Origin of the sequence: Zavarzinia marina (genome assembly GCF_021568905.1) — a bacterium.
Lineage (GTDB): Bacteria > Pseudomonadota > Alphaproteobacteria > Zavarziniales > Zavarziniaceae > Zavarzinia > Zavarzinia marina.
This window is the reverse complement of record NZ_JAKGSB010000005.1, coordinates 21,942-36,814: the sequence shown is the minus strand read 5'-3', so window position 1 is coordinate 36,814 and position 14,873 is coordinate 21,942. Positions and strand designations below refer to the sequence as shown.

17 protein-coding genes are annotated in these 14,873 nt (G+C 66.9%); 15 read left to right on the top strand and 2 right to left on the bottom strand.

Annotation, left to right across the window (positions count from 1 at the left end; translation table 11 throughout):
- The first annotated feature begins 24 nt into the window (after positions 1 to 24).
- The 13 genes from L2U69_RS19275 (at position 25) to L2U69_RS13705 (ending at position 11,889) form a co-directional block, all read left to right on the top strand.
- Complete coding sequence (locus L2U69_RS19275) at positions 25 to 510, top strand: MarR family winged helix-turn-helix transcriptional regulator (RefSeq protein ID WP_456243236.1); 486 nt, start codon at positions 25 to 27, stop codon at positions 508 to 510.
- 78 nt (positions 511 to 588) lie between these two features.
- A complete protein-coding gene (locus L2U69_RS13760) occupies positions 589 to 1,011 on the top strand; it encodes an organic hydroperoxide resistance protein (protein ID WP_236107697.1) in 423 nt (140 codons plus the stop codon).
- A 333-nt stretch (positions 1,012 to 1,344) separates the two neighbouring features.
- Positions 1,345 to 2,640 carry an urea ABC transporter substrate-binding protein gene (urtA, locus tag L2U69_RS13755; RefSeq protein WP_408065817.1) on the top strand — a complete coding sequence of 432 codons (1,296 nt, stop codon included), beginning with the start codon at positions 1,345 to 1,347 and terminating at the stop codon, positions 2,638 to 2,640.
- A 148-nt stretch (positions 2,641 to 2,788) separates the two neighbouring features.
- A complete protein-coding gene (gene urtB, locus L2U69_RS13750) occupies positions 2,789 to 4,426 on the top strand; it encodes an urea ABC transporter permease subunit UrtB (protein ID WP_329605404.1) in 1,638 nt (545 codons plus the stop codon).
- Positions 4,423 to 5,595, top strand: a complete 1,173-nt coding sequence (gene urtC, locus L2U69_RS13745) for an urea ABC transporter permease subunit UrtC (protein WP_236107696.1) — start codon at positions 4,423 to 4,425, stop codon at positions 5,593 to 5,595. The genes urtB and urtC overlap by 4 nt, the downstream gene beginning before the upstream one ends.
- Before the next feature lie 10 nt (positions 5,596 to 5,605).
- On the top strand, positions 5,606 to 6,364 hold the full coding sequence (gene urtD, locus L2U69_RS13740) for an urea ABC transporter ATP-binding protein UrtD (protein WP_236107695.1): 759 nt from the start codon (positions 5,606 to 5,608) through the stop codon (positions 6,362 to 6,364).
- A gap of 11 nt (positions 6,365 to 6,375) precedes the next feature.
- Complete coding sequence (urtE, locus tag L2U69_RS13735) at positions 6,376 to 7,071, top strand: urea ABC transporter ATP-binding subunit UrtE (RefSeq protein WP_236107694.1); 696 nt, start codon at positions 6,376 to 6,378, stop codon at positions 7,069 to 7,071.
- Positions 7,037 to 7,921: an urease accessory protein UreD gene (locus L2U69_RS13730; protein WP_236107693.1), complete on the top strand. Its 885-nt coding sequence runs from the start codon at positions 7,037 to 7,039 to the stop codon at positions 7,919 to 7,921. Before urtE ends, L2U69_RS13730 begins: the two co-directional genes overlap by 35 nt.
- A 252-nt stretch (positions 7,922 to 8,173) precedes the next feature.
- Positions 8,174 to 8,476 (top strand): urease subunit gamma, encoded by a 303-nt coding sequence (locus L2U69_RS13725; protein WP_236107692.1) that lies wholly within the window; start codon positions 8,174 to 8,176, stop codon positions 8,474 to 8,476.
- A 10-nt stretch (positions 8,477 to 8,486) separates the two neighbouring features.
- The gene (locus L2U69_RS13720) at positions 8,487 to 8,792 is read left to right on the top strand and encodes an urease subunit beta (protein WP_236107691.1); all 306 of its coding nucleotides are present in this window, start codon (positions 8,487 to 8,489) and stop codon (positions 8,790 to 8,792) included.
- Position 8,793: 1 nt separating this feature from the next.
- Entirely contained in the window at positions 8,794 to 10,506 is a 1,713-nt protein-coding gene (gene ureC, locus L2U69_RS13715; RefSeq protein WP_236107690.1) for an urease subunit alpha, read from the top strand.
- Between the two features lie 110 nt (positions 10,507 to 10,616).
- Entirely contained in the window at positions 10,617 to 11,219 is a 603-nt protein-coding gene (locus L2U69_RS13710; protein ID WP_236107689.1) for an urease accessory protein UreE, read from the top strand.
- Positions 11,107 to 11,889, top strand: a complete 783-nt coding sequence (locus L2U69_RS13705; protein ID WP_329605411.1) for an urease accessory protein UreF — start codon at positions 11,107 to 11,109, stop codon at positions 11,887 to 11,889. Before L2U69_RS13710 ends, L2U69_RS13705 begins: the two co-directional genes overlap by 113 nt.
- Before the next feature lie 17 nt (positions 11,890 to 11,906).
- Here L2U69_RS13705 and L2U69_RS13700 read toward each other — a convergent pair whose 3' ends face one another.
- Positions 11,907 to 12,326, bottom strand: a complete 420-nt coding sequence (locus tag L2U69_RS13700; RefSeq protein ID WP_236107688.1) for a YciI family protein — start codon at positions 12,324 to 12,326, stop codon at positions 11,907 to 11,909.
- Between the two features lie 166 nt (positions 12,327 to 12,492).
- Between L2U69_RS13700 and ureG the strand changes: the two genes are divergently transcribed.
- On the top strand, positions 12,493 to 13,134 hold the full coding sequence (ureG, locus tag L2U69_RS13695) for an urease accessory protein UreG (protein WP_236107687.1): 642 nt from the start codon (positions 12,493 to 12,495) through the stop codon (positions 13,132 to 13,134).
- A gap of 12 nt (positions 13,135 to 13,146) precedes the next feature.
- Here the strand turns inward: ureG and L2U69_RS13690 are convergent, their stop codons facing one another.
- A complete protein-coding gene (locus tag L2U69_RS13690; RefSeq protein WP_236107686.1) occupies positions 13,147 to 13,839 on the bottom strand; it encodes a TetR/AcrR family transcriptional regulator in 693 nt (230 codons plus the stop codon).
- A 142-nt stretch (positions 13,840 to 13,981) separates the two neighbouring features.
- On the opposite strand from L2U69_RS13690, the gene L2U69_RS13685 reads away from it, so the two are divergent.
- The gene (locus tag L2U69_RS13685; protein WP_236107685.1) at positions 13,982 to 14,854 is read left to right on the top strand and encodes an SDR family NAD(P)-dependent oxidoreductase; all 873 of its coding nucleotides are present in this window, start codon (positions 13,982 to 13,984) and stop codon (positions 14,852 to 14,854) included.
- Positions 14,855 to 14,873 lie beyond the last annotated feature (19 nt).

The window sequence follows — 14,873 nt, the reverse complement described above, 5'->3', positions numbered from 1 at the left end:
GTTCGGACCGAAAGAGGTGCAGCGATGGCGAGCGATACGAAGAAATCCGCGGTGAAGAAGGCTGGGGCCAAGGCGCCCGCGCTCTCCCTCCATCTCGACGACCAGCTCTGCTTCGCGCTCTATTCCGCGTCGCATCTGATGACGCGGGCCTATCGGCCCATGCTGGGCGCGCTGGGCCTGACCTATCCGCAATATCTGGCCATGCTGGTGCTGTGGGAAGCGGACGATCTGACCGTCGGCGCCCTGGGCGAGCGGCTGTTCCTCGATTCCGGCACGCTGACGCCGCTCCTCAAGCGGCTCGAAGCCCTCGGCCTCGTCGAGCGCCGGCGCGATCCGGCTGACGAACGCCAGGTGCGCGTCCGTCTCAGCGATGCCGGCCGCGCCCTGGAAGCGGAGGCGCGGCGCCACTACGAGATCCTGGTCTGCAATCTCGGCTCCACGGGCGATGAGGTGCGGGCGCTGCGCGATGCCACGGTTGCCTTCCGGCGTCGGCTTGCAGGGGGCGCATGACGGCTCTGCGGCGAGTATATATTGTACACAATGAAATTTGACGCTATCTAAACCCCGTCGCAACCGGAGTTCAAGACCATGCCCGACAAGATCCTCTATACCGCTCATGCCACCGCCACCGGCGGCCGCGACGGTTCCGCCGCCACCGACGACGGCCGTCTCGCCGTGAAACTCTCCGTGCCCAAGGGGCTCGGCGGCGACGACGGCGCCGGCACCAATCCGGAACAGCTCTTCGCCGCCGGCTATTCCGCCTGTTTCCTCGGCGCCCTGAAGTTCGTCGCCCGCCAGGCCAAGGTGGCGCTGCCGGACGACACCACGATCGCCGGCGCCGTCGGCATCGGCCCGATCCCGACCGGCTTCGGCATCGAGGTGGCGCTGACCGTCACCGTGCCCGGCGTCGACCGCGCGGTGGTGGAAGACCTGGTGCAGAAGGCCCATGTGGTCTGCCCCTATTCCAATGCCACGCGGGGCAACATCAAGGTCGACCTGATCGTCGCCTGATCGCGGCGAGGGCGGATTGCGCGGGCCGGTACCATGATGCGGCCGGCCCGCGGCCCCGCGGCGATATGGTCACATTTTAGGCTTTTGCTGCGTCGATATGCGTATTGATGCCTTAAATTTAACCAAAGAAAGTTTTTACGGCCCCCACGGGGGAGATTGCCGAGAGTCGCTGAAAACTCCACTAAAGCAGTGATTCACCCGAAGGAAACCATGTTGGCACGCTCCTTGCCAGTGAAGGGGCGGGCGGCTTCGGGGGCCAGTCCCGGGATACGCCTTGCCTGGCCGCGGCTCCGCGGTCTCATCCGGATCCTACAGGGGTGGGGGTTAATCGAAATGTCGACGAGGTTCACGAAATGGTTGGCCGGAGCGGTGCTCGGCGCGACCGCGATGGTCGGCGCGACCGCCGGTGCCAAGGCCGAGGACACGATCAAGGTCGGCGTCCTGCATTCGCTCTCGGGCACCATGGCGATCAGCGAGACCACGCTGAAAGACGTGATGCTCATGCTCATCGAGGAGCAGAACAAGAAGGGCGGCGTTCTGGGCATGAAGCTCGAGCCCGTCGTGGTCGATCCGGCGTCCGACTGGCCGCTGTTCGCCGAAAAGGCCCGCGAACTGATTTCCGTCAACAAGGTCTCGGCCGTCTTCGGCTGCTGGACCTCGGTGTCGCGCAAGTCGGTGCTGCCGGTGTTCGAGGAACTGGACAGCATCCTGTTCTACCCGGTGCAGTACGAGGGTGAGGAATCCTCGCGCAACATCTTCTACACCGGCGCCGCGCCGAACCAGCAGGCCATTCCCGCCGTCGACTACCTGATGGAAGAGGAAGGCGTGGAGCGCTGGGTGCTGGCCGGTACCGACTATGTGTACCCGCGCACCACCAACAAGATCCTCGAGGCCTATCTGAAGGCCAAGGGCGTCGCCGCCGACGACATCATGATCAACTACACGCCGTTCGGTCATTCCGACTGGCAGACGATCGTCGCCGACATCAAGAAATTCGGCTCGGCCGGCAAGAAGACCGCCGTGGTCTCGACCATCAATGGTGACGCCAACGTGCCGTTCTACAAGGAACTGGCCAACCAGGGCATCGCCGCCACCGACATTCCCGTCGTCGCCTTCTCGGTCGGCGAGGAAGAGCTGGCCGGTCTCGACACCTCGAACCTGGTCGGTCACCTGGCCGCCTGGAACTACTTCATGTCGGTCGACACGCCCGAGAACGCCGAGTTCATCGAGAAGTGGCAGGCCTTCACCGAGAATCCGAAGCGCGTCTCGAACGATCCCATGGAAGCCCATGTCATCGGCTTCAACATGTGGGTGAAGGCGGTCGAGAAGGCCGGCACCACCGATCCGGACGCGGTGATCGACGCCCTGATCGGCGTTTCGGTCCCGAACCTCTCGGGCGGCTATTCGACCATGATGCCGAACCACCACATCACCAAGCCGGTGCTGATCGGCGAGATCGAGGCCGACGGCCAGTTCAACATCGTCTCCCAGACCTCGGGTCTGATCATGGGCGACGAATGGTCGGATTACCTCGAAGGTTCCAAGGATCTGATCTCCGACTGGCGCGCGCCGCTGTCCTGCGGCAACTTCAACGTCGCCACCGGCAAGTGCGGTGGTTCGGGCGAGTAATGCCCGCGGGTGACCGGCCGCGTTCCATGGCCGGTCATCCATTCCTTCTGGTCTCCTCCCTCGACTTGCAAGCCCGGGCGGCATCGTCCGCCCGGGTGTTTTTTCGGGATCAACCGGAATTGCGCACCCTGCGAGAGGCGCTCACCCCATGATGCGTTCGCTTTTCCTTCGCTGCCTGCGGCCGCTCGCCGCCCCGGTCCTCGCGGCCGTCATGGCGGCCGCCTTCGTGCTCGCGGGCCTCATGGCCGCGGCACCCGCCGCGCGGGCCGACGCCGCCGGTGACGCGCTGGCGCTGTTCGCGTCCAAATCCTACGACGACATCGAGAAGGGCATCGCCGATCTGGCCGCCAGCGGCCATCCCCAGGCGATCGACATTCTTTCGGCCCTCGGCGACCGCCGGCTCCATGTCGCCGGCGATGCCATCGTCTTCGAGGACGCGGCCGGCACCTGGCACGACGCCCTCACCGGCGCCGCCCTCGACGGCGAGCCGGCGGGCGCCAAGGCGGTGCGCGCCAACAACCGGATCCGCCGCGCGGTCGACGCCGCCCTCGGCCAGCTCACCCTGATGAGCGCCGATGCCGGCAAGCGTTACGACGCCGCTCTTTCGGTCTTCAAGTCGCGCGACCAGGCGTCCCTGCCGCTGGTCAGGAGCGCGCTCGAGACGGAACAGGACGGCAAGGTCAAGCGCGCCCTGCAGCAGGCTCTCGCCGCGCTCACCCTCTATGGCGACGCCGACGAGACGGCCAAGCTCGAAGCGATCGACGTGATCGCCGACATGGGCAATCAGGATGCCCTGGCGACCCTGGTCGGCGTGCCCGAGCCGACGCCGGCCATGGCCGAGGCGATCTCCTCGGCCCAGGACGCGATCGAGAGCAGTCTCGCCATCTGGTCGGGGGTGCAGAGCGTCTATTACGGCATCTCGCTCGGCTCCGTCCTCCTTCTCGCGGCGATCGGCCTCGCCATCACCTTCGGCGTGATGGGCGTGATCAACATGGCGCATGGCGAAATGGTGATGATCGGCGCCTATACGACCTTCATGGTGCAGGAGGTGATCCGCAATTCGGCGCCCTTCCTGTTCGACTATTCGCTGGCGATCGCATTGCCGCTGGCCTTTCTGGTCGCGGGCGCCGTCGGCGTCGCCATCGAACGCGGCATCATCCGCTTTCTCTACGGCCGCCCGCTCGAAACCCTGCTCGCCACCTTCGGCCTGTCCCTCGTGCTGCAGCAGGCGGTGCGGACGATCTTCGGGCCGACCAATCGCGAGGTCGGCAATCCCTCCTGGATGTCGGGCGCCTTCGATCTCGGCGGGCTGACGCTGACCTACAACCGCATGTGGATCATCGTCTTCGCCTTCGTCGTGCTGGCGATCCTGATGGTGGTGCTGAGGCGCACCGCCTTCGGCCTGCAGATGCGCGCCGTCACCCAGAACCGGCGCATGGCCGGTTCCATGGGCATCCGCACCAATTGGGTGGACAGCCTGACCTTCGGCCTCGGCTCCGGCGTCGCCGGCATCGCGGGCGTGGCGCTGTCGCAGATCGACAACGTCAGCCCCAACCTCGGCCAGGGCTACATCATCGACAGCTTCATGGTGGTGGTGTTCGGCGGCGTGGGTAACCTCTGGGGTACGCTCGTCGGCGCCCTCACCCTCGGCATCACCAACAAGCTGCTGGAGCCGGTCGCGGGCGCCGTCCTCGGCAAGATCATCGTGCTGGTCGCCCTGGTCCTCTTCATCCAGCGCAAGCCGCGCGGGCTGTTCCCCCAGAAAGGCAGGGCGGTCGAGAGATGATCACGAAGCGTATCTTCGGCAACGACCGGCTCACGCTCTGGTTCCTCGGCATCCTGTTCGGCGTCCTGGCGCTGGTCGCGGTGCTGAACCTGGCGACGACGCCGGATTCCGCCTTCCACGTGCCCACCTACGCGGTGGCGCTGATGGGCAAATATCTGTGCTATGCGATCCTGGCGCTGTCGATCGACCTCGTCTGGGGTTACGTCGGCATCCTCTCGCTCGGGCATGGCGCCTTCTTCGCCCTCGGCGGCTATGCCATGGGCATGTATCTGATGCGCCAGATCGGCCCGCGCGGCGTCTATGGCGATCCGATCCTGCCGGATTTCATGGTGTTCCTGAACTGGAAGGAACTGCCCTGGTACTGGCTCGGCTTCGACAATTTCTTCTTCGCCATGTTCATGGTCGCGCTGGTGCCGGCGCTGCTCGCCTTCGTCTTCGGCTATCTGGCGTTCCGTTCGCGGGTGACCGGCGTCTATCTGTCGATCATCACCCAGGCCATGACCTATGCCCTGCTGCTCGCCTTCTTCAGGAACGACATGGGCTTCGGCGGCAACAACGGCCTGACCGACTTCAAGGACCTGCTCGGCTTCAACCTGCAGACCGACGGCATGCGCGTGACGCTCTTCGTTTCGTCCGGCATCCTGCTCGCCGCCTGCTATCTGCTGTGCCGCTGGATCACCCTGTCGCGCTTCGGCAAGGTGCTGATCGCCATTCGCGACGCCGAGAGCCGGACGCGTTTCATGGGCTATCGGGTGGAGGGCTACAAGGTCGCGGCCTTCACCCTGTCCGGCATCATGGCCGGGCTGGCCGGGGCCCTCTATGTGCCCCAGGTCGGCATCATCAACCCGGGCGAATTCGCGCCGCAGAATTCGATCGAGGCGGTGGTCTGGGTCGCGGTCGGCGGGCGCGGCACCCTGGTCGGGGCCGCCATCGGCGCCATCGTGGTCAACCTGGGCAAGACCCTGTTCACCGGCTGGCTGCCGGATCTCTGGCTCTTCGCGCTCGGCGGTCTCTTCGTCTTCGTCACGCTCCTGATGCCGAAGGGCATTCTCGGCACCGTGCCGCAGCTTCTCGAGATGGCGCGCAACCGAAGGGCCCAGAACGCGGTCGCCGAAAAGGCGCCGGATGCGCCGCCGTCGGCGGATGCGCCCAAGGGCGCGGGGGAATAGGAGACATCCCATGCTGATCGGCGACATTTCCCCGAAGCCCATCCTCTATGTCGACGGCGTCACCGTCACCTTCGACGGCTTCCGCGCGCTCAACGATCTCTCCCTGGTGATCGCGCCGGGCGAGATGCGGGCCATCATCGGCCCGAACGGCGCCGGCAAGACCACGATGATGGACGTCATCACCGGCAAGACCCGGCCCGACGTCGGCACCGTCGCCTTCAACGGCGACGTCGACCTGACCAAGATGGACGAGGCGGCGATCGCCCAATTGGGCATCGGGCGCAAGTTCCAGAAGCCCACCGTGTTCGAAAGCCATACGGTGCGCGACAATCTGCAGCTGGCCCTGGCGGGCCTGCGCAAACCCTTCGCGGTGCTCTTCGCCAGGGAGACGGCGAAGGAGAAGGAGCGGATCGACGAGCTTCTGGTCTTGACCAAGCTGACGGAAGCCGTCGACCGCATGGCGGGCGATCTCTCCCACGGCCAGAAGCAATGGCTGGAGATCGGCATGCTGATGGCGCAGGAACCCGCCCTCCTCCTGGTCGACGAACCGGTCGCCGGCATGACCGACGCCGAGACCGAGGAGACGGCCGAACTGCTGGTCGAAATCAACAAGACCCATTCCGTCGTCGTCGTCGAACACGACATGACCTTCGTGAAGGCGCTGGGCGTCAAGGTCACGGTGCTGCACGAAGGCTCGGTGCTGGCGGAAGGTCCGCTCGATCAGGTGCAGGCCAACGAGCGGGTCATCGAAGTCTATCTCGGTCGCTGAGGGGCGCGGTCATGCTGTCTGTCGAAAAGATCGACCTCTTCTACGGCGCCGCCCAGGCGCTGCGCTCCGTCTCCCTCGAAGCCGAGGTCGGCAAGGTCACCTGCCTCCTCGGCCGCAACGGCGTCGGCAAGACCTCCATGCTGCGCGCCATCACCGGCAATCAGCCGGTGAAGCGCGGCAGGATCATGTGGGAAGGCGACGACATCACCCATCTGAAGCCGTTCGAGCGCGCGCGCCGCGGCATCGGCTATGTCCCCCAGGGCCGCGACATCTTCCCCCTGCTGACGGTGCGCGAGAACCTGGAGACCGGCTTCGCCGTGCTGCCGCGATCCGAGCGCAAGGTGCCGGACGAGATCTTCGACCTGTTCCCGGTGCTGAAGTCCATGCTGCGCCGGCGCGGCGGCGATCTGTCGGGCGGCCAGCAGCAGCAATTGGCGATCGGCCGCGCGCTCGTCATGAAACCCCGGCTTCTGGTCCTCGACGAGCCGACGGAAGGCATTCAGCCCTCCATCATCAAGGATATCGGCAAGGTCATCGAACTGTTGCGGGACCGGGGCGAAATGGCCATCCTTCTGGTCGAGCAGTATTTCGATTTCGCCCATGAACTCGGTCAGACGCTCGCGGTCATGGACCGGGGCGAGGTGGTCCTGTCGGGGCTCAAGGACCAGTTGGATGAAGCCGAGGTTCGCCGCCACGTCATGGTCTGAGGACGAGACGCCGAAGATCGCGGAACCCGCGCCGTTCCCTCCGGGCCTCGCCCGGGCGGAGGGTGCCCTCGATATCCGTTTTCGGCGCCGGGGCGACCTGACGGTTCTCGATCATCTCTATCAGCAGGGCTGCGCCAAGGCCCGGTTTCCGAAGCGGGAAGCGGGCGCGTTCTCGACCGCCGTCACCCTCAACACGTCCGGCGGCCTGACCGACGGCGACCGGATCGCCACCAGCATCGAATGGGGCGCGGGCACGGCGGCCACCGTCGCCTCGCAGGCGGCGGAGCGCGCCTATCGCGCCATGGGCCCGGTGCCGGCCCGGCTCTCGACCCGGCTCACGGTCGGCGCCGGGGCACGGGCCGAATGGCTGCCGCAGGAAACGATCCTGTTCGACGGCGCCGCCCTGCAGCGTGATCTGGAGGTCGCGGTCGCGGGCGACGCGGTCTTCACCGGCCTCGAACAGGTGGTGTTCGGGCGGACGGCGCGGGGCGAGGTGGTGCGCGGCGGCCAATTCCGCGACGCCTGGCGCATCCGCCGCGACGGCCGCCTGCTCTATGCCGACGTCTTCGCGCTTTCGGGCGACATGCAGGAAACACTCGCGGCGAGGGCGACCGGCCAGGGCATGGTGGCGACGGCCAGCATCGTCCATGTCGCGCCGGGGGCCGGCGACCGGCTGGGAGAAGTGCGTAATGCCCTCGGTCACTTTGCCCTCTGGGGTGCCAGCGCCGACGACGATATGCTGATCATCCGCCTGCTCGCCGAAACCGGCGCGCATCTCCGCCCCATGGTACTCGCGGCGCTGGCCCCCTTGCGCGACGGCCGCCCGGTGCCGAGAGTATGGCAGATATGATTACCGGCGTTTTTCTCGTCGCCCCGGCGCAGGCCGGGACCTTCCGCCGGAAAGGGCCATCTGGTCGAAAGATCCCGGCCTGCGCCGGGATGACGACTTTAGAACCAACTCCAACCGGGCCATTGAGGCCCCGCGGAGCTTTAGCGAAGCGAGCCAAGGTCGCGGATGCGACCACCCGGCACTTGAGGGCAAACAATAAACCAGCGAGCCAAGGCGGCGGATGCTGCCGCCCGGCGTCTGAGGGACCGAACCATGAATCTTTCACCGCGTGAGAAGGACAAGCTGCTGATCGCCATGGCGGCGATGGTGGCGCGCAAGCGTCTGGAGCGGGGCGTGAAGCTGAACTACCCGGAAGCGGTGGCGCTGATCACCGATTTCGTCGTCGAAGGGGCAAGGGACGGGCGCTCGGTCGCGGACCTGATGGCGGCGGGTGCCACGGTGATCAGCCGCGATCAGGTGATGGACGGCATCGCCGAGATGATCCACGACGTCCAGGTCGAGGCCACTTTCCCGGACGGGACCAAACTGGTCACCGTTCACGAACCGATCCGCTGAGGAGGCGCCGATGATTCCCGGTGAAATCATTCCCGCCGAGGGCGAGATCGTGCTGAACGAAGGCGCCGAGGCGATCACCCTCGAGGTCGCCAACACGGGCGACCGGCCGGTCCAGGTCGGCAGCCACTATCATTTCGCGGAAACCAACGCCGGCCTGTCGTTCGACCGCAAGGCCGCCCATGGTTACCGCCTGGACATTCCGGCGGGCACCGCCGTCCGCTTCGAGCCGGGCCAGACCCGCGAGGTCGCGCTGGTCCCGATGCGGGGCCTGCGCCGCGCCGTCGGCTTCCGCGGCCTGGTGATGGGGGGGCTTTGACATGCCGATGAAGATGAGCCGCGGCGCCTATGCCGACATGTTCGGCCCGACCGTGGGCGACCGTGTCCGTCTCGCCGATACCGACCTGCTGATCGAGGTCGAGAAGGATTACACGACCTATGGCGAGGAGGTGAAATTCGGCGGCGGCAAGGTGATCCGCGACGGCCAGGGCCAGTCCCAGGTCACGCGCGCGGCGGGCGCCGTCGATACCGTCATCACCAATGCCGTGATCCTCGATCACTGGGGCATCGTGAAGGCCGATGTCGCCATCAAGGACGGGCGCATCGCGCGGATCGGCAAGGCGGGCAATCCGGATACCCAGCCGGGCGTCGACATCATCGTCGGCCCGGGGACCGAGGTGATCGCGGGCGAGGGCAAGATCCTGACCGCCGGCGGCATCGACTGCCACATCCACTTCATCTGCCCGCAGCAGGTGGAGGATGCGCTCGCCTCCGGCGTCACCACCATGATCGGCGGCGGCACGGGCCCGGCGACGGGCACCAATGCGACCACCTGCACGCCCGGTCCCTGGCATATGGCGCGCATGCTGCAGGCGGCCGACGGCCTGCCCATGAACCTGCTCTTCGCCGGCAAGGGCAATGCCTCCAACCCCGCCGCCCTGGTGGAGCAGATCGAGGGCGGCGCCGGGGCGCTCAAGCTGCACGAGGACTGGGGCACCACGCCGGCCGCCATCGATTGCTGCCTCTCTGTCGCCGACGATTACGACGTCCAGGTGATGATCCACACCGACACGCTGAACGAGTCGGGTTTCGTCGAGGATACGATCGGCGCCTTCAAGGGCCGCACCATCCACGCCTTCCACACCGAGGGCGCGGGCGGCGGCCATGCCCCGGACATCATGAAGGTGGCGGGCCTGCCCCACGTCATCCCGTCGTCGACCAATCCGACCCGCCCCTTCACGGTGAATACGCTGGACGAGCATCTCGACATGCTCATGGTCTGCCATCATCTCGATTCCAGCATTCCCGAGGACGTCGCCTTCGCCGAGAGCCGGATCCGGCGCGAGACGATCGCGGCGGAAGACATCCTCCACGACCTCGGCGCGCTCTCCATCATCTCGTCCGACAGTCAGGCCATGGGAAGGGTGGGCGAGGTCATCACCCGCACCTGGCAGACGGCGCACAAGATGAAGGTCCAGCGCGGCGCCCTTTCCGGCGACGGGCCGGGCAACGACAATTACCGGGCGCGCCGCTATGTCGCCAAATACACGATCAACCCGGCGATCGCCCAGGGCATCAGCGCCCATGTCGGCTCGATCGAGGTCGGCAAGCTGGCCGATCTGGCGCTGTGGTCGCCCGCCTTCTTCGGCGTGAAGCCCGATATGGTGCTGAAGGCCGGCACCATCATCTGTGCCCTGATGGGCGATCCCAACGCCTCGATCCCGACGCCGCAGCCGGTCCACTACCGGCCCATGTTCGGCGCCTTCGGCCGGGCGCTCGATGCCTCGTGCCTGACCTTCGTCTCCAAGGCCGCCCTCGACCTCGGCATCGGCGAAAAGCTCGGCCTGCGCCGGCAATTGGCGGCGGTCGACAATACCCGCATGAAGGCGGCCAAGGCGGCCATGGTCCTGAACGATGCCTGCCCGGTGATCGAGATCGACCCCGAAACCTACGAAGTCCGCGCCGACGGCGAATTGCTCACCTGCGAACCCGCCAAGGTCCTGCCCATGGCCCAGCGCTATTTCCTGTTCTGAGGGGTTTCCCCTCACCCCACCCTCTCCCCGCAAGCGAGGCGAGGGGGCGTGACGTTCTTCGCCTTGGGGCGTAAGAACGGGGATGTGCTTTTCCTCGAGGATCCGAAACCATGAAGCGTGCTTCCGCCGTCCTGCCCAGGGGCTCCTTCGCCGATGACGCCGTCGTCGGTGAGGTGGTGCTCGATTCCGAGGCCCGGCTGCGGCGCCGGGCGGTGCTGTCGGCCGGGCGCCAGCAATTCCTGCTGGACCTGCCGGAACTGGTGCCGCTGAACGACGGCGACGGTCTGGCCCTCGACGGCGGCGGCGTGATCAAGGTGCTGGCGGCGCCGGAGCGGCTGGTCGAAATCACCGCCAAGAGCCGGGCCGACCTGGTCCGCATCGCCTGGCATCTGGGCAACCGTCACCTGCCGACCCAGCTCATGCCGGACGCCCTGCGCATCCGCCCGGATCATGTGATCGAGGACATGCTGGTCGGTCTGGGCGCCACGGTGACCAAGATCGACGCCGCCTTCGATCCCGAGGGCGGGGCCTATGCCGGCGGCCACGGCCATCATGATCATGGCCATGATCATGACCATGACCATGACCACGATCACGGGCATGGCGCCTGCTGCGGCCATGATCACGGGCACGATCACCACCATGACCATGATCATGATCACGACCACGACCACGGTCACGTCCACGGCCCCGGCTGCGGGCATGACCACTGAGGGTGCGCTCTATCGCCTGATGGCCTGGCTGTCGCCGTCCTATCCGGTCGGCGCCTTCAGCCATTCCCACGGTCTCGAATGGGCGGTGGAAATGGGCTGGGTGCGTGACCGCGCCGCCCTGGTGGACTGGCTGAGCCGGCTGCTGGAAGCGGGCAGCGGCTGGAACGATGCGGTGATCTTCGTCCATGCCCATGGTGCCGGCGGCGACGCCGGGCGGCTGGCCGCGCTGAACGATCTGGCGCGGGCCAATGCCCCGGCCCGGGAACGGCGGGTGGAGACCATGGCCCAGGGCACGGCCTTCCGCCTGATCTCGGAATCGAGCTGGCCCGTCGAAGGGCAGGCGGCGCTGCCCGCCGACGTCGCCTATCCGGTCGCGGTCGGCGCCCTGGCGGCGGCGCATGGCATTCCCGTGGCGCCGGCGTTGACCGCCTATCTCCACGCCTTCGCCGCCAATCTGGTGTCGGCGGCGCAGCGCCTCGTGCCGCTGGGCCAGACCGACGGGCAGAAGGCGATCGCCGATCTGATGTCGACGGTCGAGGCGGTGACGGAACGGGCGCTGGCCCTCGATCCCACGGCCGATGCCTTCGATCACCTGGGCGGCGCCACCCTGGTCTCCGACATCTGCGCCATGCGCCACGAGACGCAATACACCCGCCTGTTCAGGACCTGAATTTCCGAACCTGAGGTTCAGCTCCCGAGCTTTTCGCGCAGGCGTTCCTCTTGGGCGGCGATCTCGGGGGTCATGGCGTCGCCGAAATCCGCCATCTCGAACAGCGGGCGGATTTCGAGGACGCCCCGGCCGAGCATCGGATTGGGGCAGCGGCGCGCCCAGGCCAGCGCCTCGTCCATGTCCTTCACCTGCCACAGCCAGAAGCCGGCCACCAGATCCTCGGCCGCGCCGAAGGGGCCGTCGACCACCTCCCGGCCCTCGCCCTCGAAGACCACGCGCTTGCCGCGCGAAGACGGGTGCAGGCCTTCGCCGGCCAGCATGACGCCGGCATCGACCAGCGCCTCGTTGAAACGGCCCATGGCTTCCATCAGTTCGGTCGGGGGCATGACGCCCGCCTCGCTGTCCGCCGTGGCCTTGACGATCACCATCACGCGCATGTCGCTCTCCTTCGCTCGGGCCCGTCGCCCTTTCCGTCGATACGACGCGGCCGGCGGGCCGGTGCCGACAGCATGGCGCATTTTTTGGGAACGGCGGTCCTGTTGCCTGGGCCGGCGAAACCCCGCTACTCTTTCGGCTGCCCGCGATTTCTGTTGGATGTGCCCGATGACGAGTAACCGAAACCCCCATGGTCCCCTGCGTGTCGGCGTCGGCGGGCCCGTCGGCTCGGGCAAGACGGCGCTGATGGACAAGCTGTGCAAGCTCCTGGGGGCGCGCTACGACATCGCCGCCATCACCAATGACATCTACACCAAGGAAGACGCGGAATTCCTGACCCGCGCCGGCAGTCTTTCGCCGGACCGGATCCTGGGGGTGGAGACCGGCGGCTGTCCCCATACCGCGATCCGCGAGGATGCCTCGATCAATCTGGCGGCGGTCGCGGAGATGCGGCGGCGCTTCCCCGATCTCGATCTCGTGCTGATCGAATCCGGCGGCGACAATCTGGCCGCCACCTTCAGCCCCGAACTGGCCGACCTGACGATCTACGTCATCGACGTCTCGGCGGGCGACAAGATCCCGCGGAAGGGCGGCCCGGGCATCACCCGCTCCGATCTCCTGGTCATCAACAAGACCGATCTGGCGCCCCTGGTCGGCGCCGACCTCGGCGTGATGGACCGGGACGCCAAACTGATGCGGGGAGAGAAACCCTTCGTCTTCGCCCGCGCGGCCAAGGGCGACGGGGTCGCCGACATCGCCGCCTTCATCGAGCGGGCGGGCGGCCTGATGCCGGTCGCGCAGGCGTCCTGAGGCGGTTCCGGCCTATTTCACGAAGAGGGCGATCATCTCGTCGATCGGCACGGGCGGGATCGTGCCGGGATCGGCGCCGGGCGGGCCGAAGATCGCGGCCTGGAAGGTGTGCAGCGCATAGGTGAGGCCGAAGGCGGCGAGGAACGAGACCATGAAGGCCTCGAACGACGTCGCGGCCACCGCGCCCCGGTCGCGCGCGGCGCGGAAGACCGGCTCCATCGCCTTCACCCGCTTGCGGATGTGGCGCTCCACCATCCATTCCAGGCGCTCGCCGCCGGCCGAGGCCTCGTTGAAGACGAAGCGTGCGTGCTCGGGCGCCGCGATGCAATAGGTCGCGTAATTCTGCAGCATGGCGCGCATGACCATGCGGGCGTCGTCATAGGTGCGCGGTACCGGCATTTCCTGCACGGTTTCCGGGAAATCGGCGAAGACGACATCGACGGTCGCTTCCCAAAGCGCGCGTTTCGTCTTGAAATGATAGCCGAGGTGGCCCTGTTCGATGCCGGCCGTGGCGGCAATGCCCCGCACCGAGGCACCGTCATAGCCCTTGGCGGCGAATTCGGCCTTCGCGACCTCGATGATGCGGGCGCGCAGCGCCGCCGAGCGTTCGGCGCGGCTGCCCGGCAGGGCCACCGCCGAAGGCAGATCGCCCCGCGCCAGCGAGCGCAGGCGGGCCTGCAGGTCATCGAAGACGGGACGCGACACCGCCACTCCGTTTGCTTTCCAGTTCCCGGGCACAATGCGTCAAGGCCCCGGTGGGTTCAAGCATTCGCCGCAAAATGGTTTTATTTGTCGATTGACATAAGTTTGGTCAGGTGAGAAAACATCGCCATAAAGGGAGAGACGGATGGCTCAGGATATGTTCGAGGGAAAGGTCGTGGTCGTCACCGGCGCCGCTTCCGGCATCGGTCAGGCGCTCGCCCGGGACTTCGCCCGCCGCGGCGCGAAGCTCGCCCTCTCCGACGTGAACATCGACGGTCTGAACACTCTGGCCGAAGAGTTGCGGCGCGGCGGCGCCACCGTCCTGGCCGATCGCCTGGACGTCGCCGACCGTGACGCCTTCTTCGCCTATGCCGACAAGGTGATCGGCGAGATGGGTGGCGCGGACGTGGTGATCAACAATGCCGGCGTCGCCCTGGTCGGCTCCATCGCCAGCCTGCCGATCGACCAGATCGACTGGCTGATGGGCATCAATTTCTGGGGCGTGGTGCATGGCACCAAGGCTTTCCTGCCCCATATGACGGAAAGGAAGGCCGGTTCCATCGTCAATGTCTCCAGCGTCTTCGGCCTGATCGGCGTGCCCGGGCAGGGCGCCTATTGCGCGGCGAAATTCGCCGTGCGCGGCTTCACCGAGACCCTGCGCCAGGAGATGCACGGATCGGGCGTCCATATCGGCTGCGTCCATCCCGGCGGCATCAAGACGAATATCGCGAAGTCGGCGCGCGTGATCGAACTGCCGGAAGGCGCCGAATCGGCCGAGGCCATCGCGCGCCGCTTCGAGGAAGTCGCCCGCACCACGCCGGCGCAGGCGGCCGCGACCATCATCCGGGGCATCGAGAAACGCTCCCCCCGGATCCTCATCGGCCCCGACGCCCGGGTGATCTCGGGTCTCGCGCGCCTGTTGCCTGTTGCTTACGCCTCGCTCGTGCGCATGGCCTTCGGTGGCGTCGCGCGGGGGGCGAAGAACAAGAACACCAACGCCGCCACGGCACGGCCCTGAGCCCCGTGGCCTTGCGAGG